This is a genomic window from Ignavibacterium sp., from assembly GCF_025998815.1.
In the GTDB taxonomy this organism is placed as follows: domain Bacteria; phylum Bacteroidota; class Ignavibacteria; order Ignavibacteriales; family Ignavibacteriaceae; genus Ignavibacterium.
Window position 1 is genome coordinate 2,747,564 of record NZ_AP026678.1, and the last position, 22,314, is coordinate 2,769,877.

General features: G+C 34.0%; 16 protein-coding genes. 4 read left to right on the top strand and 12 right to left on the bottom strand.

Features of this window, described 5'->3' with window-relative positions; all coding sequences use genetic code 11:
* Positions 1–3: 3 nt before the first annotated feature.
* Complete coding sequence (locus tag Q0X14_RS11920; protein ID WP_297838821.1) at positions 4–1,539, top strand: N-acetylmuramoyl-L-alanine amidase; 1,536 nt, start codon at positions 4–6, stop codon at positions 1,537–1,539.
* Positions 1,540–1,601: 62 nt separating this feature from the next.
* On the opposite strand, the gene Q0X14_RS11925 is transcribed toward Q0X14_RS11920, so the two are convergent.
* The 7 genes from Q0X14_RS11925 to Q0X14_RS11955 form a co-directional block, all read right to left on the bottom strand.
* Positions 1,602–3,521, bottom strand: coding sequence for a choice-of-anchor J domain-containing protein (locus Q0X14_RS11925; RefSeq protein WP_297838824.1), 1,920 nt, complete (start codon positions 3,519–3,521; stop codon positions 1,602–1,604).
* Between the two features lie 122 nt (positions 3,522–3,643).
* Positions 3,644–4,102 (bottom strand): TPM domain-containing protein, encoded by a 459-nt coding sequence (locus Q0X14_RS11930; RefSeq protein ID WP_297838828.1) that lies wholly within the window; start codon positions 4,100–4,102, stop codon positions 3,644–3,646.
* 114 nt (positions 4,103–4,216) lie between these two features.
* Positions 4,217–5,014, bottom strand: coding sequence for a DUF4097 family beta strand repeat-containing protein (locus Q0X14_RS11935; RefSeq protein ID WP_297838831.1), 798 nt, complete (start codon positions 5,012–5,014; stop codon positions 4,217–4,219).
* 128 nt (positions 5,015–5,142) lie between these two features.
* Positions 5,143–7,119 (bottom strand): cation:proton antiporter, encoded by a 1,977-nt coding sequence (locus Q0X14_RS11940; protein WP_297838833.1) that lies wholly within the window; start codon positions 7,117–7,119, stop codon positions 5,143–5,145.
* Positions 7,120–7,179: 60 nt separating this feature from the next.
* A complete protein-coding gene (locus Q0X14_RS11945; protein WP_297838835.1) occupies positions 7,180–7,545 on the bottom strand; it encodes a hypothetical protein in 366 nt (121 codons plus the stop codon).
* A gap of 24 nt (positions 7,546–7,569) precedes the next feature.
* Entirely contained in the window at positions 7,570–10,581 is a 3,012-nt protein-coding gene (locus Q0X14_RS11950; protein WP_297838838.1) for a PEP/pyruvate-binding domain-containing protein, read from the bottom strand.
* 195 nt (positions 10,582–10,776) lie between these two features.
* The gene (locus Q0X14_RS11955) at positions 10,777–11,061 is read right to left on the bottom strand and encodes an HU family DNA-binding protein (protein WP_304143972.1); all 285 of its coding nucleotides are present in this window, start codon (positions 11,059–11,061) and stop codon (positions 10,777–10,779) included.
* Positions 11,062–11,283: 222 nt separating this feature from the next.
* Here Q0X14_RS11955 and Q0X14_RS11960 point away from each other — a divergent pair, with 222 nt between their 5' ends.
* Positions 11,284–13,236: a TonB-dependent receptor plug domain-containing protein gene (locus Q0X14_RS11960; protein ID WP_297838841.1), complete on the top strand. Its 1,953-nt coding sequence runs from the start codon at positions 11,284–11,286 to the stop codon at positions 13,234–13,236.
* Between the two features lie 3 nt (positions 13,237–13,239).
* Here the strand turns inward: Q0X14_RS11960 and Q0X14_RS11965 are convergent, their stop codons facing one another.
* From Q0X14_RS11965 to Q0X14_RS11985, 5 genes are all read right to left on the bottom strand, one after another.
* The gene (locus tag Q0X14_RS11965; RefSeq protein ID WP_297838844.1) at positions 13,240–13,962 is read right to left on the bottom strand and encodes a LytTR family transcriptional regulator DNA-binding domain-containing protein; all 723 of its coding nucleotides are present in this window, start codon (positions 13,960–13,962) and stop codon (positions 13,240–13,242) included.
* Positions 13,943–15,010 (bottom strand): histidine kinase, encoded by a 1,068-nt coding sequence (locus Q0X14_RS11970; protein WP_297838847.1) that lies wholly within the window; start codon positions 15,008–15,010, stop codon positions 13,943–13,945. The genes Q0X14_RS11965 and Q0X14_RS11970 overlap by 20 nt, the downstream gene beginning before the upstream one ends.
* Positions 15,011–15,229: 219 nt before the next feature.
* Positions 15,230–16,585, bottom strand: coding sequence for an RIP metalloprotease RseP (gene rseP / locus Q0X14_RS11975; protein ID WP_297838850.1), 1,356 nt, complete (start codon positions 16,583–16,585; stop codon positions 15,230–15,232).
* A 19-nt stretch (positions 16,586–16,604) separates the two neighbouring features.
* Positions 16,605–17,747: a 1-deoxy-D-xylulose-5-phosphate reductoisomerase gene (locus Q0X14_RS11980; protein ID WP_297838853.1), complete on the bottom strand. Its 1,143-nt coding sequence runs from the start codon at positions 17,745–17,747 to the stop codon at positions 16,605–16,607.
* A 207-nt stretch (positions 17,748–17,954) separates the two neighbouring features.
* Positions 17,955–19,031: a vWA domain-containing protein gene (locus Q0X14_RS11985; RefSeq protein ID WP_297838856.1), complete on the bottom strand. Its 1,077-nt coding sequence runs from the start codon at positions 19,029–19,031 to the stop codon at positions 17,955–17,957.
* A gap of 136 nt (positions 19,032–19,167) precedes the next feature.
* Here Q0X14_RS11985 and Q0X14_RS11990 point away from each other — a divergent pair, with 136 nt between their 5' ends.
* Positions 19,168–21,021: a tetratricopeptide repeat protein gene (locus Q0X14_RS11990; RefSeq protein ID WP_297838858.1), complete on the top strand. Its 1,854-nt coding sequence runs from the start codon at positions 19,168–19,170 to the stop codon at positions 21,019–21,021.
* Positions 21,014–22,276, top strand: coding sequence for an ATP-dependent Clp protease ATP-binding subunit ClpX (gene clpX / locus Q0X14_RS11995; protein WP_297838861.1), 1,263 nt, complete (start codon positions 21,014–21,016; stop codon positions 22,274–22,276). The genes Q0X14_RS11990 and clpX overlap by 8 nt, the downstream gene beginning before the upstream one ends.
* The last annotated feature ends 38 nt before the right edge of the window (positions 22,277–22,314 follow it).

Here is a 22,314-nt window from a genome sequence, read left to right on the forward strand (position 1 = left end):
AGAATGCACAGACTTTTATCTTTTCTGATTTTTATTTCATTAGCTGTTAATATTCTATCGCAGAATAAGAATCAGATAATTATTGTTGATGGAACAAAAACTTTCCCGGTTCCTGCATTCATTAGAGAGGGAACTTATTATTTGTCGCTTAAGGATTTTGCTGATAAATCGCAGATTAATTATTACTATAATCAGTCTGCAAAGAAAATTGAATTAAAGAATGATAGTTATTTGTTCAAAGTATCTTCAAGAAATCCTTTCATAGTTATTACTGATAGAAGAAAAAATTCGCAGGAAGTATATCAACTTGCAACATCAAGTTATTATGTGGCAGATAAGATTTTCATACCATTAAAGTATAGTGTTGATGTATTGCAAAAATTCCTGGGAACAACCTTAAAGTATGAAGCTCCGAATAAACTGATTCTGAGACGTGGTTCAATTCAAACGGATCTTAGTGAAGTTAAATCAGATTCAAAATTTGAAGTAACCGGTTTGGAAATAGATGAAAAAGCAAACGGCACTTTAATCAGGTTAAAATCAAACAAAAGAATTCCTTCTTATGCAAGTTCATTCAAAGATGGAGTGTTAACACTTATCTTCAGAAAAGTTAATGCAGATATTTCAAATACAGGTTTTGAAGGAACTGGTGGTGTCGTAAAAAAAATTCAATCAAGAAATGTTGGTAATGATCTGGAGTTAAAAATATTTGTCGGACCCGAATACACTACAAACGAAGTAATAAATGTTGAAAAGAGTAACGATATTCTTATTACAATTCATAATAAGCTTTTTGTAAAAACGGATAAATCACCTAAAAAAGAAAAATGGGAATTTGATGTTATTGTGATAGACCCTGGACACGGTGGAAAAGATGCAGGTGCCATTGGAGTAAACGGTGTTAAAGAAAAGGATGTTAATCTTGGAATTGCACTGGAGCTTGGAAAATTAATTCAATCTCAGATGAAAGATGTTAAAGTTGTCTTTACGAGAAAAGATGATTCTTTCGTTGATTTATATAAACGCGGAAAAATTGCAAACGAAAAAAACGGAAAACTTTTTATTTCCATTCATTGTAACTCAACTCCTAAAAAACCTACAGATGCAAATGGATTTGAAGTTTATCTTTTGCGTCCCGGAAGAACCAAAGAAGCAATAGCAATTGCCGAGTTCGAAAACAGTGTAATTCAGTATGAAGAAAATCCACAGCGATATCAAAAACTTACTGATGAAAATTTTATTTTAGTCTCGATGGCTCAGTCTGCATATATGCGTTACTCAGAAAAATTTGCAGAGTTACTTCATAATGAGTTTACAAAACATCCGAAGTTAAGTTCAAGAGGAGTTAAGCAGGCAGGATTTTATGTACTCGTTGGTGCATCAATGCCAAATGTTTTGATTGAAACCGGATTCCTATCTAATCCTTCCGATGCGAAATATCTTGCTTCAAAGACTGGTCAGAAAGAAATGGCAGCATATATATTCGAAGCGATAAAAAAATATCGGGATCATTACGAATCAGAAATGAAAGCAAATTAAAAAGAAAAGCCGGCTTACGCCGGCTTTCATTTAGAGCAACTAACTAACTATCCAACCATCATCTATCTGCTTAAAATCATTTTCTTTGTAGAAGAGAAGTTTGTACCATCAATGCCTATTGCATCTATTCTGTAGAAATAAACACCACTTGAAAGATTGTCGGCTCTGAATTCAATTTGCTGAGTACCTGCAGATAATCTTCCGTTAACTAAGGTTGCAATTTCCTGACCTAAAAGATTAAATACCTTCAAGCTTACATCAGAATCAGTTTTCAGATTGAAAGTAATCTGAGTGCTTGGGTTAAACGGATTGGGGAAGTTCTGCTCTAAAGAAAATTCTTTTGGAGCGATAACAGATACTTCTACAACTTTTGAATATTCGAATTTACCATCAAAATCGATTTGCTTTAATCTGTATGCGTAGCTTCCGATTGGTAAATCAGAATCAGTGAAGGAATAATTCTGAATTTCTGTAGTTGTTCCTCTTCCGTTTACAAAACCAACAGTCACAAAATCACCTTCGGAAGATTTTCTCTGTACTTCAAAACCACGGTTATTTGTTTCAGTAACTGTGGTCCAATTTAATGAAACACTTGTACCATTTACACTTGCTGTGAATGAAGAGAGCTCAACAGGAACAACTCCCGGAACAAGTTGTACAACTGTTCCGTTTGCAAGCGCAGCAAACAAACCGAATGCAGCACCATTCTGATTGCCAGCAGGACTTAAAAATCCTGAAGCAAACACAGCTAAAGAGCTTCCATCTAATCCTGAGAGTGGCGCTATGAATGAACCAACTAATGTTGTTCCATCAGCAAGGTAAAGATCTAATGTATAGTCACCAGCCGGAACGGTAAAGTAAGGAGTGATATCACCATAAGCAGCATCATCAACAAGCACAAGGTTGCCTGCTTCTCTTGCTTTAACATCTACAGTCGGGGCATCAGTGGACCCGTGCAATACAAAGATATCAACTCCACTACCTACAGCAGTTTCTCTTGCCTGTGGCTTTACAAATAAAGTAAATGCTGTTGATCTTCCATCAGGATTTGCTGCATAAAGACTTGGATTAAGAACGCCATTTGCAAAAACAACATATTTTTCTCCAGCAGATAAAACTACCGGGAAATTTTTTAATGTATCGTTTACAGATGTACTATTTCCTGGTGCAACTCCTATATTTAATGTAACACCAGCAGGTAAGTCAATAAATGGAGTAGCTGCTCTGAATGCAAAGTTATCTAGAGCAAGAGTTCCATTTACATATACATCAACAGGATCGGCTAATACATCGGCTGAATTATGAATAACCTGAACTCTTGCAGTAGAACTTGATGAAATAACTTGCAAATAATCTAAACCAAAATAATTTGAATAATTTCCGCTTGGTCCACCATTAGTGTGATAGTATTGAATTGCAAATCGAACTGTACCAGAGTGTTGAAAAGTTCCTGTCCATCTTGCCCAACCTGTATTGCTGACTTTATATCTTCCCCAGGTAACATCAAAATCATTAGGAGTAGTACCTGCTGTAGTTGAATATCTGACAAATATTGAATCATCAAAAGTTGAGTTATCGGGCGAGCGATGCCAGAAACTTAAAGTATCTCCTGCATTAACAGTTATCGGTGGAGAAATAAGCCATTGATCAATTAAAAATCCATTAGCTCCGTTATAATTCTGACCAACATAACCATCTGTAGGGCCTTCATAAGCGCTAAATACTGTAGGATTTCCCTGGAACCAGGAAGTTGTTCCGCCCCCATCAACATTTAATGTGATCCAGCCACGGGAATTAAGACCTGTTTCAGTATTATCTCCATTAAAATCATCCTGAAAAATTACAGTACTTTCAGTTTGATCAATTTTTATAGGTTCTCCTTTGGATGTTCCTGAAGTTTTAGAGCTGTAAAGAACATCTGTCTGAGCAACCGAAATGAAAGGAAACAGGAATGAGACAAAAAGAGCAATTAGTTTTTTCATAGTGACTCCTTTGATTAGTTTATGGATGATAATTCCATAACCGAAGTATTTTTTTTATAGTTCCAAAAAAAAGAGGGAAATTTTAGTGACCTATTAAATCTGAGATGTTATGAGTTTAGTCTTTAAGAAAATCTTACTTTGTTTGATATTTCGTCAATATCATCTGGTAAAACAGGAAAGTGTTTTGAAAGGATATCGGACAGAGCAGTTATACATTCAATTATCCCTTTTGGAAAATTTCCTGAGCGGAAAGTGTTGCTCATTTGATTTGCAATATTGTCAAGAATTTTTTGTTCAATCTTGTCACTGATTTTTTTATCAGCAAGAATGTAGAATTGCTTATCAGTTAGTAAAATAAAAATTAAAATACCCGTTTTTTCTATCGTTGCTGTAATTTCGGATTTCTGAAATTCAGTTTCTGCAAGTTCTCTGATTGATTTTCGTTTCTCAAAAAAATTTCTTCTCTCTTTAATTACTACAAGAATTTCAGCAGAGGTTTTCTTTTCAACATCTTTAATTGTGTTTGAAATTCTCAGTAATTCATCATCATTCAGGTAATTGTAGATTATTCTTTTACTCATTCTGGCAATTAAAAATTTGTTGATGTCAAAATCAGGAATGAATTTGAAATTTCAAAATGTGAAGAAGATTGGCTCGGCTATAATTACGAGCCAATCTTAATTTAAATACCGAATTTATCTGCGACGAACTCCTATGTCTCCACCTGATGTTGTTGCGATAAGTTTATTACCGCCATTATTTATTTCACCAATAATTCTTGTTCTGCTCATCTTTTCAACATTATTAAGCTTAAAGTTACAGGAAACATCACCACCAGATGTTGAAAGCTCAACTTTAGCACCGAAGTCAGAGGGTAAAGTTATTTCAATATCTCCACCTGAGGTTCTGAGTTCAATTCCTTTATTCTGTCCTGTGTATTCAAGAGTAATATCTCCACCGGAAGTTCTTGCTTCAATTGAGGCATCGTTTGAGAAAATTTTAATATCTCCGCCTGAAGTGTTTAATTTTACTACGCCGGTAAGTCTGTCAGCCCAGATATCTCCACCAGATGTATTTAAAGAAATTTCGCCATTAACAGCGCCAACTTTTATATCTCCGCCAGCAGTTGAAATTTGGAGGTTAAAATTAGCGGGCACTTTAACTTCATACTTCAGTCTGATATTTGAAAAGAAATTCCACTTCTTTTTTCTTTCTCCTTTGATGTTGATGGATTGATCATCGGCATCAAAATAATACTCGAACTTCTCTTTAGCGTTTTCGTTCCCGTAAATTTTTACCTCAACTTCATTTCTGTGCCAGGGAGTAATTGCCACATCTCCACCATCTGTAGAAAGTTTCAGAAGTTTTCCGGATTCGATTTTAAAATTTTTATGATGAATAAGCTCCAAATCTTTCTTGAAAAGATTTGAGGCAAAAGAACTACTCATTAGAGTAAAAGTTAAAAGCAGAAGTGTGGTTAAATAATGTTTCATGTTTCTCACCTTTTATAATTAGCTGATGTAAAGATATTCTGTTAGTTGATGAGCCGAGAAAACTTTTACTTGAACAGAATATTTTAATGATGAATGGAAAAATATTTTAACGGCTAAACAGAAATGATTTACTCAAACTTACCACCATTCAATAATTCAATCGCACGGTCAACCGATTTGTGAGTGCCATAGAGAATTATTGTGTCTCCAGCCATCAGAATATCTTTTCCTGAAGGATTGGAAATCATATTTCCATCGCGAACAATAGCGATTATTGTTGCATCTGTTTGTGCACGAAGATTAATTTCGGAAAGGGATTTGTTAATAAACGGATTTTCTTCGTTTACAAAGAAAGTTTCGGTTAGTCCCTGAGCCAGAATTTCATCGAGGTGAGTAAATGCGGAAATATCCATTCCTTCTTTACGTAAGAGAGAATATGACTCTTGCCTTAGCAGTGTAACCTGCTGCATGATTACATTTAATGGAATATGATATTTTTCCAGAACTTTTCTGAAAATCTGAAGAGCAGTTTCAAACTCTTCGGGAATTACTTCATCAGCACCGAGTTTTATCAACTCATCAACTTCGTTAATATATCTGGTTCGTACCAACGCATAAATGGAAGGATTAAGACTTTTAGCAACTTTCAAACTCATTCTTGTTATCAACGGATCGGAGATAGCAAAGACAATTACATTAGCTCTTTCTGCTCCGGCTATTTTGAGAATGTCTTCACGACTTATATCTCCAAACATTATGAATTCACCATTTTGCTTTTCCTGTCGGACAGTATCGGGATTCAATTCAATTACAATATATTTTATTCCTGTTTCCCTTAACACTCTTGCAAGATTTCTTCCATTTAATCCATAACCGGCAATAATAACATGAGCAGAAAGTTTTTCGGCATATTTAACTTCTTCATCATCGATTCGTGATTTAAGCTTTGCTGTTTGTCTGGTAATCCATGGTTCAAGTTGAAAAATTATAGGTGTAAGAATCATTGTAAATATTGAAGAAGCAAGAAATGAATTATAAATATCGTTGCCAATTAAATTAAACTTTGTTCCTGCCTGAGCAAGAACAAATGAGAACTCACCAATTTGTCCAAGTCCAATTCCACAAAGTATTGCAATCCTCAGAGGGTATTTCAAGGCAAGGACAATAAGAATTATAATGAGCGTTTTAAATAAAAATGCAGAAACAGTTATTCCTGAAATAAGTGCTGGATTGTCGATAACAAAATGAATATTCAAAAGCAATCCAACTGAGACGAAAAATATACTATTAAAAGCATCTCGCAAGGGAAGAATCTCTGCAAGTATCTGATGATTATAATCAGATTCAGCTAAAATTAATCCGGCAATGAAAGCTCCGATTGCAAAAGATAATCCGGCGAGATGAGTTATATATGCAGTTCCGAGAATCAGAAGAATAATTCCAACAGTAAAAGCTTCGCGCATTCTCAATCGTGCAATCTGATGAATAATTGGAGGCATAAAATATTTTGCCGCAAAGAGCAAAATAGCAGTTGCACCAAAGGCAACTCCTATTTTTATTAAGGCATTTATTGTATCGATGTTTTTATCTGTACTTAAGATTGGCAGAATTAAGAACAGCGGTACAATCATTAAATCCTGAAACAGTGAAATAGAAACGGAAATTTTTCCGTGAGGACTTTCTAATTCATTTCTTTCCGAAAGTAACTTCATAATTATTACAGTACTCGAAAGAGCAACTAAAAACCCGAGAAAGATTGCCTGGTTTATTTGTATACCTGCAAAAGCAAAAATTAAAAATGCAATTGCTGATGTAATCAGAAATTGAAGTCCACCCGCTGTGATTAAGATTTTTTTAATCTTATTTATTTGTGTGAATGAGACTTCCAGACCGATTGTGAACATTAAGAGTATCACGCCTATTTCTGCCATTACTTCAATTTCATCAACTGCTTTTATCAATTTAAAGCCATAAGGACCAATAATCATTCCGGCTAACAGAAATCCAACCAGAGAGGGAAGATTAATTTTTCGGAAAATAAAAATTATCGGAAGTGAAACTAAAAGAATTATAACAATGTCTTGTATTACAAGAAACTCGTTCATTTATTACTCAGTTTTTCTTTCGAAAGATATTGAAATAAAAGCAAAAAAGTTTGGAAACATTCAGTGTTTCTGATTGTACATAAATCCGACAACACCGTGAGTCATAAGAAAAAAAGGAAGAAGCAGAAAAAGAATTTTATCGCGAGGCGGAAGTTTTGGAATTAAGTGAGGTACAAAATTTAATATTATAAATATTGCTATGATAAGCATCGCAACAATTACGATACTGCTCGAAAGTATTTTGTATGAAAGTGTGAAATAATTTTTTTCATCTTTAATCTGCTCTTTTTCAAGTATGATTGGACGTAAAGCAATTAAAGCAATTGTTGCCAATCCGTTTTGTCCCCAGATTGCAACAGATAGAATACATCCGAAGCCAACAACAATTTCATACAGAAAAGCAAGATTAAGGTTTTTGTATTTCATATAGGTGGAGCCAAGCTTTAATAATTATTTTTCCGAAATATCAACGCCGGGTTTAACAATTATTCCCCGGTTTTCGTGACCATTAATTCTTACTGCAATTTGTTTATCAAATCGAAGATGTTTTGTAAAAGTCAGTTCTGATATAGCTGGTTGAGATTTAAGCCATTCCCAATCTATAAAATCGGAATTATCCAGTGAGTTAACAGTAAAGTATCCAACTCTGAATGAAGTAAGATTCTGAAAGAAGTGTGAACCTTGTGATGGCGCAACCTGAAAATCCTTAAATCCTGATTCAACGATAACTGAAGCTCCGCAAATCTGATCCCAGGTAACAGGGATTCCAAGCCACGGATCAAGTGAACCCCATCTTCCAACACCGATTAGAATATAAGGTCGTTTTTCATTGAATAACACATGATTAAATTTACTTACCTCAGCAGCAACTTCTTTACTCCTCGAACGATCAAATTTTTCCTTATCAACAAAAACGATATCATAAATTCCATCAATTGCTCCATTACCCAAAACATGATTGCTTTTACAAAGAAGGTCTTCCTGTTTGACATCAACAATTCTGAGCTCATCAATTTCACGACTTAAAACCATCGGACGCATTTGCAGCATTGCAAATTCTTTTGGTTCGCCAGGAGGTAGATTGAGGTTAACAGCAAATTCAATCTCTACGGGAGTTCCCATTCCCCATGCACCAAGATCAAGAAGTAAATCTAATATTTCAGGTAAAGGGAAAATCTGATGTTTTAATATTGGCGCAAAAGTTACAACACGAATACCATCTCTTGATATCCCATCATAGATAGTATTGTTTTCAGGAGAATAAGTAGAAGCTACATTTCCAAGTGTTCCATCTTTCTCGGCAATTTCAAGATTATAGCTTTTTACTAAAGTATCTTCGATGCTTTCAATTTTCTTTGAAAGCGTACCTTTGAGATCGAGCGCATAAAAATATGATTGCGAATTTCTCAAAGTCTCTTTGGTTGAATAAAATTGTAGTAAGTGTTTGGGATATTTCGGACAGAATCTTACAGAATTTCCACCTTCAACAACTAATTTTCCTAAACCCAAAGCAACATGTGCAATTCCATCCTCGGATTTCTGAGGATGAGATGGATAAAAATTATAAGACTTTGCAACACCGGCAAAATCAGGATAAAATCTGTTTTCATGACTTGAGCCGACAAGCTTCTGAACGATCACTGCCATTTTCTCTTCTTCAAGACGATATGAAGTTGCTTTCAGATAATCCTTTGCACGCTGATGAAAAGTTGATGCATAAACTGATTTTATTGATTGAAGTAATTCTTCAAGTCTCACTTTAATATCAGGATTACTATTCGGAATCATATAAGTTTCATAAACACCGGCAAAAGGTTGAAACTGAGAATCTTCAAGCAAGCTTGATGATCGAACTGCCAGAGGTGTATTAACCAATTCAAGAAAATCGTACAATCTTACCAGAACATCTTCCGGAAATTTTTCGGCATCAATAAATTTCTGAGTAATCAGTAAATCATCAGTTTCCTGATAAGCAAATGATTCGAGGTTGTTCATCTGAAGAAACTGATCGAAAACCTCGGTGCCAATTACTACGGCTGATGGAACTGAAATTTCAACACCATCAAACTTTTTAGAGATTTCGTAATTGGTTATAAGTGTATTAATAAATCCAAGCCCTCTTGCTTTTCCACCAAGCGAGCCACCACCAATTCTTGCAAAAGTATTTTTGGGATCAAAACTATCTTTTGAAAAATCTATTGTTACACCGCGTCTCTGGAGTTTTTTATATTCTCTTATTGAATTTATCAGATGAAGTCTTAAGTCATTAACAGATGGAAAGTCGCTTACTTTTCTTGGTCTTAATTTATGAGCAAGCCAAAACTCAGTTCTCGCTTTTAACCATTTGGAAAAATGATTTCGTTGAGCATGATATGCTAATGATTCTTCCGGAATTTTTTCGAGTGCTTCTTCCAACTCATCCAGATTTGATGCTCTGCCAACTCTTTTTCCTTCGGGAGTTTGAAAAATAAAATCACCAAAACCAAAATTATCGAGCATAAAGTCACGCAAGTCATGTAGCAATCTTGGAGAATTTTTATGAAGGAATGCAGCACCGATGCTTGTTGCGCGGTCTTTAAATTTCAAATCACTTGACTGAAGTAAAATCGGTATATCATCTTGTTGTGCTTTTACATTCTGAGCGAACTTAATTCCTGCTTCAGGGTCTTTTACTCCCTGATGTCTGAAATTAATATCGAGAATAATCCCAAGAATATATTCATGATATTTTTCATAATAATTCCATGCTTCTTCATAATTGGTGCAAAGAAGAATTTTCGGTCTTGCACGCATTCGTAAAAATTTGTGAGTAATGTTTACACCTTCTTCCAGCAACCTTTGTGACTGTTTGAAAATTTCAGTGTAAATAATTGGAAGGTATGAAGAATAAAATTTTACATTATCCTCAACAAGAATGATTACCTGCACACCAATATTTTTAGTATCATTATCAATGTTTATTCTGTCTTCAACAAGTTTTATCATTCCGATTAGCAATCTGTAATCGCCGCTCCAGATAAAAATTCTCTCGAAGATCGAAGTATCATAATTCATTACAAGATCTTTTCTCTCACGGTTATCGTATGCGAGAAGAATAATAGGAACATTGTTGCCGGATTGTCTAACCATCTGTGCAAACTTTATAACATGCATATCTTCAATATGAAGCGTTGTAATAATCAAATCGAAGGAATATTCATTAGAAGCTAACAGCTCAAGAGCTTCTTCGCCTGTTGTTACATGAGTTATTTCCGGTGCCTGACTTAAATTCAGATTCTGATATTCTTCTCTTATCAGTTCGTAAAGTCTTCCATCTTCTTCGAACAGGTAATTATCATAAATGCTTGAAACAAGAAGTATCTCACGAATTTTATAACGCATCAATCTTTGAAATTTTTTGATGCGTGCACTGAAAACATTTTCCAGACTAAGTTCTTTGATTTTTGCTGATCTTGGTTTCATATAAATAAAGATGAGTTTTTGTTGTTCAAAATATAAGAAATCAGAAATTAGAATTCAGGACTAATAATAGAATGTTTACTTCACAAGAAGATTTTTCAAATTAAATTTAAAATAAAAAAGGCGAAGGTCAGTAGTGGGCTACATCCTCCGCCAATTATGAGTAGAAAGCAATACTATTGTGAGAGTGGGAATAAACTATTTTAGAACAGCATCTTTAGCTTGTTTTGCAATTCTGAATTTCAAAACTCTCTTTGCAGGAATCTTCATTGTTTCACCGGTAGCAGGATTTCTTCCCATTCTTGCTTTTCTGTTAACAACAACGAGCTTTCCAAGACCTGGAATAACAAATGATTTCTTTGCTTCTTTGTAAGCAAGAGAAACGAACTCATCAAGAAATTGACCAGCTAATTTTTTTGTAACGCCGGTTTTCTTTGCGAGATGATCAAGAATCTGATTTTTGGTCATTGGTTTTGCGGCCATATATATGCCCTCTCCTTTATGTTAATGTAATTGTTTGTTATTTACACAAGCGAAAATAAAGAGTTTTTATCTCAAATGAAATATTCTCGCAACAATATTTTTTCTTGCTGCATTTGTTCCGATAGCCATTTAATATATTGTAAGAGCATAAGCTATTGAATTTTACTTTGATGTCTTTGTAAATGGAACATATATTTGATATGCAAATCTCAGGAAAAAAAAATGAAGCTGTTAACCATAATTACGCTTATCTCAATAAATTCTTTCGCTCAGGTAATTGATTCGCTTCATCTTAATCAAACAGTTGATGACACAACACTTATTCCCGATTCTACATTTATTGTTCAAACAGATTCAGTTAACATTTTAACAATTGAAGAACTTGAACAGAACAATCTTTTTATTTCTCGTGAAAGAATAATTAAAAGCAACTACAGATTTGCCGGCGACTTGCTGAACGAATTTCCTTTATCATTTCAAAGAGATTATGGCTTCGTTGGTTATCCGAATGAAGTATTATTATATGGTATCGGAAATCCATTTGTTAACTGGATGTCTGATGGAATTTCGCTTAACGACAGATTCCGCAATTCATTCAATCTTAATCTGATTCAAACAGAAGATATTGATTCGATTGAAGTTTTGCCATTGCCACGAGGATTTTTGTATGGCAGTTATATGTATCCTGTTACTGTCAATTTTATTACAAGAGATTTTATTCCTAAACAACCTTATTCAAGAATAAGATACATACAGGGACCAGACAGAGAAGCAAGTGTTGATGCAAATTTTCATGCTTTGGTTTCAAAAAATTTTTTATTTTCTTTTGACATAACAAACAGAATTAAAGACAGCACTTTTCGCAATACTGAATTCAGCATATGGCAAATTAAAACAAGATTGAAATACTTTCTTTCTAATGATATTAATCTCATTGCTTCGTATAATTATAACGATTATAAAATTGGTTTTAACGGTGGAGTTGATATAGATAGCATCTCAGCTTTAACATCTGATGTCAACTCAATTCTGTATGATAATTTTTTAGCTCCAGTGAATAATCCAAACGATGAATTAAAGACACTTCAACATTTTCCGAAATTGAGTTTACTAACGAATTTATTCAATTGGTTGAAATCAGATTTACATCTTTATTACAGATTTAGTAAAGTCTCCCAAAGAGATGTTTTGTTTGATTATACTGAAGAAAAAATTTTAGGATTATCTTTTAGGAATAAGTTATCGGTCAAGAATTTTGATTTTAATCTTTTTGTTGATTACGAGAATCAAAAACAATCAGCAAGAATAAGAGATGACAGAATTTTCCCTGCTATTGATACATATTTTTTAAAAGATGAGTTTAAAGTATTCTCTCTTGGCGGAATTCTTTCGGCAAAGTTACTGCAGGACAAACTAAATGTTAGCTTGTTCTATAAATACTCAAGTGTTGATAAGAATTTTGAAAGAGGAATAATTATTGACGATTCCGAGATTATCATATCTCCATTTGGTTATTCAGTAAATCCGAGTAACTCAGGCACTGGAGCAGATGTGCACTATAAGTTAAATGATAATTTTAAATTTTATTTAGGCGGTTCATTCCTTGATGTTTATTCAACTTCATCATCAGCTAAGGAATCTTTTCTTTTTCAATCCGGAATTAATTTCTCGAATGATTTTCTGAATGCAGATTTATACTATATCATAAACGAATATCTTGTTAACTCTGCAAATTACTACCACTACTACAAACAAGCGGAGAAAACAAGTGCTTTAGGATTTTCATTAAAAGCAAAGTACAGTTTTATTCTTCTTGAATCTCAGAACGCTTTGTACAATTCTCCTTCCGGAAGCGAATTATATTTCATTCCTGATTTTACCAGCAGAACAGGATTGTTCTATAATGATTTCTTATTTGATAATAATCTTGATCTTAAAACAGGATTCATTTTTACTTATATCGGAGAGCAAAATTTCAGTTCAGTTGAAACAAGAATTCTTAAAGTTCCATCTGTTACGAGATTGGATTTTACTTTAGCGGGAGAAGTAAGGAGAGCGGCAATAGTATATTTTATAATCGAAAATATTTTCGACAAGAAATACTACATTACATCTTACTATCCAATGCCTGAAAGAAATTTCAGATTTGGAATTGCCTGGGAATTCCTTAATTAGCTTTCAGAGACTAAGCATTTCTTTGAACTTAACAGCTTGCCGGCGAGATACCTCAACTTTTTGTCCGCCTTTAAGTTTCACTAACAATCCTCCATTAAGCCATGGTTCAATACTTTCAATCCATTTAAGGTTAATAATGTGTTTTCTGTTTGCTCTGAAAAATGACCTTGGATCTAATCGCTCATCGAGATAGTTGAGTGTTCTGAGAATAAGTGGTTTGTTATCTTCAAAATATAATCTTACATAATTTCCTTCGGATTCAAACAGTCTTATTCTTTCAAGTTTCACAAACCAACAACGATCTCCGTCCTTCACAAACACCTGATCTTCTGCTGACAAAATTTCAGGCAAAGCAGATTTAACCTGCACATCTTTTTTCTCGTGCTCAACAATTTTTCTTATTGCTTCTTCAAGTCGTTTGGGTTCAATTGGTTTGAGCAGATAATCGAGCGCGTTATATTCAAAAGCTTTTAGTGCATACTCATCATAAGCAGTTGTGAAAATAACTTTCGGTACTTTATCCAGCATTTCAAGTAAATCAAAACCACTTTTGCCCGGCATTTGAATATCAAGAAATAATAACTCGGGATTCAGTTGTGCAATTTTCTCGGCAGCGTCATCTGCATTAACAGCTTCGCCAACAATCTGAATATCCTTGAAAGGTTCAAGCAGTCTTCTTAATTCAGTTCGTGCGAGTCTTTCATCGTCAATAATTAAAGCTTTCATGTTTTATTCCTCCTAAAGGTATTTTTACTTCAGTAATTACCTGATTGTGATTGATATTTTTAATTATGAAAGATGCTTCTTCACCGTAAAGTAAATTTAATCTCTGAATTGTATTGCTAACTCCAAATCCTTTTGAATTTTTTAGTTGCTCTTCATCAAAGCTTCCGGTGTTAATGATTTTGATATATAATTTATCAGAATTAATGCTGCAATCAATATTTATTTCACCACCGGAAGTAGATTTTGAAATTCCATGTTTTATTCCGTTTTCAACAAGCGTTTGAATCATCATTGGTGGAATTTCAACTCTGTCAGCTTCAGAGTTTGAATTAATTTTATAATTCAATCTCTCTTCAAATCTGATTTTTTCCAGATCAAGATAATCTTTAATTGTTCTTAATTCCTCAGCAAGTGGAACAGTCTCGGTTCTTTCTATCTTCAAAGTGTAGCGCATCAGATTAGAAAGTTTGGTAACAGCGTTTTTTGCTGATTCAGGATCTTCTTCAATAAGAGCACGAATGCTATTCATTGCATTGAAAATAAAATGAGGATTTAATTGTGCCTTAAGAGTCTTGAGTTCGAAATCTTTAACTGCGGCTTCAAAGATTAAAGATTCAATTTCTGCTTTTTTATAGTTTTCAAGATAATGAACAGCAAAATAGATCACTGACCAGAATAAAAATAAACTACTAAGGTTAACTAATCTTGCAATAATCCCGCCAAGCTGATATTCTTCAATGGAAATTATTTTGAATCCAATATTAAAAAGAAAAACTAATATGAAATGAATAATACCAAGTATTAAGCTTGCAATAAAAATTCTTGGTACAATTGATTTCAGTGAAAGATTTTTCCATCCGCGTTTTTTAATAAAATTTCTGTAGAGATGACTTAAAAATAGTCCAAGTATTCCCAGGAATATCCAGGAATAAATATATTCGCTTTTAAATTCCTCAAAAGTGGATGAGATCAGAATGTTTAGCACAACAAAAAGTGTCCAGCCAGAAAATTGCGAAATCCAATATATCCAGGTTCTCGTCAGGTTCATCTATTTTTTAATTAAAGTTTAATTGTCATTGATTATCATAATTCTGAAACAAATATAATCCCATAAAACACAAAATAGAATTAAAGTTTCTGAGTTAACATAAATAACCTTAAAAGGGAGTGGCTATATAATTTTATGAATGGTTATAAAATTTGATAAAAGGGAAAAATGAGAGTTGTAAAAAGTAGCTCAACCCCGGAGAGTTGAGCTACGATAAGATTAAAGTGAAAGAATATCGTTGTAAACTATAAATGCCATTAAGAGGAGAAGCAAAACCATACCGACCTGCTGAATTGCAAGCTTAATCTTAACAGGAATTTCTTTTCCTATAATTGCTTCTACCACAATCATTACAAGATGTCCGCCATCCAAAACAGGGAAAGGCATTATATTAAGTATTGCCAGGCTTAAACTTAAAAGTGCAAGAAAATATAAGAAACTCGAGAGTCCACTGTCAGCAGATTTTGCTGCATATTGTGCAATCTTGATAGGTCCGCCAAATGCTTTTTTGAATTCGATATTGCCTGAGAAAACTTTACCAAGCATACTGAATGTTAAATCAGTCATCCTTACAATATCTAACCAACCATAATAAAATGATTCGAAGAAGCCATAAGTTTTGTAATGAACTTTTCCTGTGAATACTGTCCCAATTGCCACACCAATTTTACCTTCATTATTCGGAACAACAGCAAGCTGTGTTGTATCCTTGTCTCTCAGAACTTTTACACTAATTTCACTTCCTTTATTTGATGAAATAATCTGAGTAACTTGTTTGGGTGTAAAAACAACTTCATCATTTACTGCAAGAAGAATGTCGTTTGATTTGAATCCGGCTTTTTCTGCCGGAGAATCTTTTAATACTTCACCAACAGCAGGTTTAACGCCTTCGGGCAAAAGAAAAGCTGCCTGAGTTTCATCATCCGGAATTTTATTTCTCGGTATCGTAAGTGAAATAGTTTCATTATTTCTCAGTAAAGAAATCCGAACATCTTCACCAAGTGTGTTAATAAAAATTTCATTTCTTACATCTTCCCAATTATTGACTTCTTTACCATTTATACTCAGAATTTTATCTCCGCTCTTAAAACCGAGAGAGTCGGCAAGACTGTTAATTTCAACATAAGCTATTGTTGTTGTTTCTGTAAATGGTTTTCCCTGAAAGAAATTAGCACCCCAGAAAATCAACCAGGCAAGAAGTAAATTCATTATCACACCGGCAGTAATAACAAATACTTTTGAAAGCAATGGTTTAGCACGAAATTCCCATGGCTGAGGAGGTCGATCAGCAAATTCTGCATCCATACTTTCGTCAACCATTCCGGCTATTTTTACATAGCCACCAAGCGGAAGAAGACATAATCTGTAATCAGTATGACCTTCGCCATCAAAATCCTTTGGAAGTTCGCCAAAAGTAAATCCGGTTTTTCTGTTCCAGCCAAAAAGTCTTCTGCCAAATCCAATTGCAAAAACATCAGCACGCATTCCACTTAATTTGGCAGCAGCAAAATGACCAAATTCGTGAATGAATACGAGTATTCCGATTGTTATTGCAAAATAAATTATATAATCCATTAAAAGATGATCTCCTTAACTAATTCAAAGTATTTACAAATTTGCGTGTTAATTTATCACATTCGATGATAGTTTCAATATCAGGGTTCGAATGATTTTCAATTTTATTGAGCGCCGTATTGATAAACTTTGGTATATCTGAAAATTTAATTAATCCTTTCAAAAATTTATCAACAGCAACTTCATTTGCAGCGTTTAGAATACAAGGTGCTGTTCCACCGGTTTCAAGAACCTTATAAGCAAGTTTCAGACATTCAAATTTATCAAAGTCCGGTTCAAAGAAAGTCAGGTTATTGATCAGTGGAAGATCTGTCCTTACAAAATCATTCTCAAATCTTTCAGGAAAAGAAAGAGCATATTGAATTGGCAGTTTCATATCAGGTAAACCCATCTGAGCTTTTATAGAACCATCAACAAACTGAACCATTGAATGAATTATCGATTGCGGATGAATTACAACATCAATTTTATCAAATGGTAATCCGAACAGCCAATGTGCTTCGATAACTTCAAGCCCTTTATTCATCATTGTTGCCGAATCAATTGTAATTTTGCTTCCCATCTTCCAATTCGGATGATTAAGTGCTTCATCAACAGTAACATTATCGAATACGGATTTGTCTTTGTTAAGAAAAGGTCCGCCGGAAGCAGTAAGAATTAGTTTTTCAACTTCCTTTAAATTTTCACCAATAAGACATTGATAAATTGCCGAGTGTTCTGAATCAACCGGAATAATTTCAGAGCCGTTTTCTGCTACCAGGCGAGTAACAATTTCTCCCGCAACAACAAGTGTTTCTTTATTAGCCAGTGCAATTCGTTTACCTCTTTTAATTGCTTCTAGAGTTGGAATCAATCCTGCAAACCCAACCATTGCACCAATCAGAATATCAAAATCTTTGCTTTGGGCTACTTTAATTAGACCGGATTCGCCTGAGAAAATTTCAACTTTAGAATTTAATATTTGAGATAATTCTTTAGCTTTTTGTTCGTCTTTTACGACAACGAATTCAGGATGGAATTCATCAATTTGCTCTTTTAGAACGGAAATGTTTGAATTAACCGTTAAACCCACGACTTCAAACTTATCGGGGAATTTCCGTATTACATTCAGAGCATTAACTCCAATAGAACCCGTAGAACCTAATATTAAAACTTTCTTCATTTTCTAATAATTTAACATTGAAAAGTATCAAAGAATGCAAAGATTATCAATGTAATAGAGCAGGAGGACGATAAATAAAACAAAAAAATTACTAAAAAATTCACTTTTTGTGATTCAAATTTCTGATTTAGAAAATGGAAGAAATATTACAACAAAAAGCCAGCTCCATTAAGCTGGCTTCAAATCTGATGAATGTTTATTGTGAATTTAATAACTGATATTGTAAGTTCTTACACCATCGGCAGTGGAAGTATAAACTGTAATTTTAACAGTGTGGGCTTGTCCTGTTTTCGATGATACATATTCAACAAGATAGCTGTTTGCCAATGCACCGGCAACAGGCAAATCTCTCAGACTTAACCCTGCAGCATCATTTGGAATAAATTTAATTGTTCCTCCAGTACATTTTGAAAGTTCCCAAGGACGTTCATTTGTGTTGCTCCAATATCCAGAGTAATAAGTTGAATCTTCACTGAATACGGTATGAACTGTGGCTTTTCCACCAAGCAGTGAACAGCCCATTGCATTATTCCACTCAGAACCATTTGATTGGGTTGGTTCATCAGTAAAATTAATGAATACTCTTTGTGCGCCTGATCTCCAGGCATAAACACTATCAGCGAATATTGCTGCAATTACTCCATTTTCTCCTGTTGGATATCCAAAAAGATAAGCACGATTTGTTAGAGAAGCACTGTCAGCTCCGGAAAAGTTATATGTTCTATAGGTACCCGTTGATCTGTTGAGATAATTACTTAAAGTTTGAGCATTTGTAAAATTAATTCCACCATTAACTCCGTAGTCATAACCAACTACAGCAAATTTTGCATCCAGTCCATTTGCCTGCAGAAAATTTGCAAAATCAATAATACTTGCTGCAACTGAATCTGCTTCTTCATCCATACTACCTGAATTATCTACGAGGAATACAATATCAGCCTTCAGTACAGTTCCCGAACCAACTTTTGTTACTTTTAATCCTTTAACAACTCCGTCCTCTTCGACAAAAATAGATGAACTTTGTGGGTTGCTAACATTATATGCAATATTCAATGGTTGATTTGTTGCTGGATCTAACAAACCTAATAAATTGATTTGTATTCTATTTCCAACCGGATTAAATGTTGCTGTGGGTAAAACATTGTTTTTAGTGGGTGCTGGAACATTTACACCAGATGGGTCGGGCGGAATGTCGGAATTCATATTTTCATTTTTATCAGAATCGCAGGAAACTATGAAAATAGATAACAAAATTGCAAAAGCGAGTAAAAAGAATTTTTTCATTTTTGAGCCTCTATGATGGTTAGTGAATAAGTAATTTACAATACAACCCCAATATAATGCTTATCATTCATTTAGACTATCTTTAATAAGATTTTTTTACACTTGATAGCAAACAAAGAATTTATATTTTACTGATATGAAGAAAATATTATTCATCCTTTTTTGTTGCATCAATCTCGTTGCTCAGCATAACCCTTTTGATGCAAATCAGTTTATGCTTGCCGAAGCTTACGAGCAGCAGGGTAATTATTCAAAAGCTATCGAAATAATTGAACAGCTTTATAGTAAGGATACCCAAAATCCAAATTATTTTAACAAACTTGTAAATCTTTATATCACCTCAAAAAATTATAACGCAGCAATTTCTTTGCTCGAGTCAAGAATAAAAATGTATCCTCAGGATCCTAATAATTTTGGTCAGCTTGGTTCTGTTTACTATATGATGGGTGATTATAAAAAAGCAAAAGAAGTCTGGGAAATTCCTCTTTCCAAAGCAAACAGAAACAGCATTAATTTCAGAGTTATTGCAAATTATGCAATTGAAAGAAGAGCATTTGAAACTGCAATTGAAATATTAAACCGAGGAAAGAAAGAATCAGAAGATCCTACATTGTATGCTTTTGACTTAGGTGAATTGTATTCACTAACTATGCAATATGAAAATGCAACGAAAGAATATTGTGAATTGCTTAAAAAAAATCCCGGACTTTATTCAACAGTGGAAGCAAAGATTTTTTCTTTTATTAATAAACCCGAAGCGTTAAAGCCAACTATTAAAGTTGTATCGGAATATCAATCTCAGGATGTTTCCTTCAAACTATTGCTTGCAAAACTGATGGTCGAAAACAAAGAATTTGACAAAGCATTTGAGCTTTATGTTGATGTGGACAAAGCCCGGAATTCAGGCGGTCAACTTCTGCTTGATTATGCAAACTTCTTACTGAATGAAGAAAACTTTCAGCTTGCTAAAGATGTTTTTGAATATGTAATTAAAAACTTTCCGGAATCTAAACTAATTGCTAATGCCAAACTTGGGTTGACTAAAACACTCGAGTTAATTGTTCTTCAGGAATTCAGAAAAAATAATCCTGAGTGGAAGACATTTTATTCATCAACATATTTGAGTGAAGAAAAAACCCGGAAAATTCTTTCGGCTTATAAAGAGGTAGCCGATTTATACAAGCATTCTGAAATTGCAATCGAAGCAAGATATCGTTCTGCACTGATTCTTTTTTATGTGAACAACAAACCTGAAAAAGCAATAGAGCAATTAAATGAAATTGTAAATCTTTATCCGACTTCAACATATTTTCCAAAAGCGCTAATTGAGTTGGGAAACATCTATCTTCAAACTGGTCAGGTTGAAATTGCAAAAGAAAAATATCTTACAGCGCAAAACAGTAACCGGGTTTTTGAAGATGATAGAAACATTGCATCACTTCAGTTATCCAAAATTCTGGCATCCGAAGGAAATTTTAATTCAGCAATTGAAGCACTGAAGAAGGTTACATTAAATACTAAGAATGATTTAACTAATGATGCACTGGAATTTTCACTTATATTGAACACAGCAAAGAATGATTCGTCTAACCTTGTGAAATTTTGTAAAGCTGAAATTTTTACCGAGCAGAAAAATTTTACAACAGCTAAAAATCTTTATGAAGAAATAGCGCTTAATCCACAGGCATTTGTTCTTCATTCAATCTGCAAATTACGAAGTGCAGAAATGGAAATGGCCTTGAATAATTATCCGGAAGCATTAAAGAAATTGGGTGCAATTGTTGATGAGGAAGAGAAAAACATATATTCTGACAAAGCTTTATATTTGACAGCAAAAATCTATGAATATGGAATAGTTGATTTTTCAAAGGCGATAGATTCATATCAGAAACTACTTGCCAGGTTTCCGAAATCAATCTATCTTGATGAAGCCAGAGAAAGAATTCAGCATCTAAGAGAAAAAATGAAGGAAGGTAAAACTGATGTCTAAAAAACCAGGAAATAAAATAATCAAATGTTCATTTTGCGGAAGAGATAGTAGTGAAGTAAATAGTCTCATCGCAGGTCCTGATGTTTATATCTGTGATATTTGTGTGCAAAGCAGTGTAGATATTCTGAAAACAAATCTTGCTGCTTATAACAATAACAATTCATATTACAAAACTCCGAAGTGGAGTTATCATACACCGGCAACAATTAAAAAAGCTCTTGATGATTATGTAATCGGTCAGGAAAGAGCAAAGAAAATTCTTTCCGTTGCAGTTTATAATCATTATAAAAGAATAACCTCAAGAAACAGTTTCTTTGAACTCGATGATGTTGAAATCGAAAAGAGCAACATTCTTTTAATAGGACCAACAGGAGTTGGAAAAACCTTACTTGCACAAACACTTGCAAAAATACTTGATGTTCCTTTTGCAATAGCAGATGCAACAACTCTTACAGAAGCAGGTTATGTTGGCGATGATGTTGAAACTGTTTTGGTTCATTTACTTCAGGCAGCAGATTATAATCTTGAAAGAGCTCAGAAGGGTATTGTTTACATTGATGAGATTGATAAGATTGCACGAAAGAGTGAAAGCACTTCAATTACCAGAGATGTTTCAGGTGAGGGTGTTCAACAGGCACTTCTTAAAATACTGGAAGGAACGATTGCGGGAATTCCACCAAAAGGCGGAAGAAAACATCCCGAACAAAGTCTGATTAATCTGAACACAAAAAATATTCTCTTTATTGTCGGTGGTGCGTTTGAAGGTATTGATAAAATTATTGCCAAACGAATTAACAAAAATAAAATGGGCTTCAATGCTGATGTAAAGAAAAACATTGAAGAGGAAGATTTACTGCCGTTTATTCAACCTGAAGACTTACTGCGGTTTGGTCTTATTCCGGAACTAATCGGAAGATTACCTATTATCGCTCCACTTCATCCTTTAAGTCCGGAAGCGTTCAAGAGCATTCTTACCGAACCTAAGAATGCGATTATAAAACAGTACAAAAAACTTTTTGCTATGGAAGGAATTGATCTGGAGTTTGATCCTTTTGCACTTGAAGCGATTGTCAAAAAAGCCATCGAAAGGAAAACGGGTGCAAGAGCATTACGTTCAATTGTTGAGGAGTTTATGCTCGATATTATGTACGAGCTTCCGAATAAAAAGCATGTTGAAAAGTGTATCATAACCCGTGATGTAGTAGAAAATGGTGCTGAACCCATTTATATTAAAGCTGATGCAAAGTCTGCTTAATAATTTTTTGTGAGCTGTCTGATTAAGTTAATTTAATT

Bases quoted from the DNA above. Each gene is read 5' to 3' on its own strand.
- Q0X14_RS11930 (WP_297838828.1), bottom strand. From the start codon at position 4,102: ATGAGTAAAAGAATAATCTACAATTACCTGAATGATGATGAATTACTG.
- Q0X14_RS11985 (WP_297838856.1), bottom strand. From the start codon at position 19,031: ATGAAAAAATTCTTTTTACTCGCTTTTGCAATTTTGTTATCTATTTTC.
- Q0X14_RS11990 (WP_297838858.1), top strand. From the start codon at position 19,168: ATGAAGAAAATATTATTCATCCTTTTTTGTTGCATCAATCTCGTTGCT.
- Q0X14_RS11955 (WP_304143972.1), bottom strand. From the start codon at position 11,061: ATGGCCGCAAAACCAATGACCAAAAATCAGATTCTTGATCATCTCGCA.
- Q0X14_RS11935 (WP_297838831.1), bottom strand. From the start codon at position 5,014: ATGAAACATTATTTAACCACACTTCTGCTTTTAACTTTTACTCTAATG.
- rseP (WP_297838850.1), bottom strand. From the start codon at position 16,585: ATGGATTATATAATTTATTTTGCAATAACAATCGGAATACTCGTATTC.
- Q0X14_RS11970 (WP_297838847.1), bottom strand. From the start codon at position 15,010: ATGAACCTGACGAGAACCTGGATATATTGGATTTCGCAATTTTCTGGC.
- Q0X14_RS11945 (WP_297838835.1), bottom strand. From the start codon at position 7,545: ATGAAATACAAAAACCTTAATCTTGCTTTTCTGTATGAAATTGTTGTT.
- Q0X14_RS11965 (WP_297838844.1), bottom strand. From the start codon at position 13,962: ATGAAAGCTTTAATTATTGACGATGAAAGACTCGCACGAACTGAATTA.
- clpX (WP_297838861.1), top strand. From the start codon at position 21,014: ATGTCTAAAAAACCAGGAAATAAAATAATCAAATGTTCATTTTGCGGA.
- Q0X14_RS11980 (WP_297838853.1), bottom strand. From the start codon at position 17,747: ATGAAGAAAGTTTTAATATTAGGTTCTACGGGTTCTATTGGAGTTAAT.
- Q0X14_RS11920 (WP_297838821.1), top strand. From the start codon at position 4: ATGCACAGACTTTTATCTTTTCTGATTTTTATTTCATTAGCTGTTAAT.
- Q0X14_RS11940 (WP_297838833.1), bottom strand. From the start codon at position 7,119: ATGAACGAGTTTCTTGTAATACAAGACATTGTTATAATTCTTTTAGTT.
- Q0X14_RS11950 (WP_297838838.1), bottom strand. From the start codon at position 10,581: ATGAAACCAAGATCAGCAAAAATCAAAGAACTTAGTCTGGAAAATGTT.
- Q0X14_RS11960 (WP_297838841.1), top strand. From the start codon at position 11,284: ATGAAGCTGTTAACCATAATTACGCTTATCTCAATAAATTCTTTCGCT.
- Q0X14_RS11925 (WP_297838824.1), bottom strand. From the start codon at position 3,521: ATGAAAAAACTAATTGCTCTTTTTGTCTCATTCCTGTTTCCTTTCATT.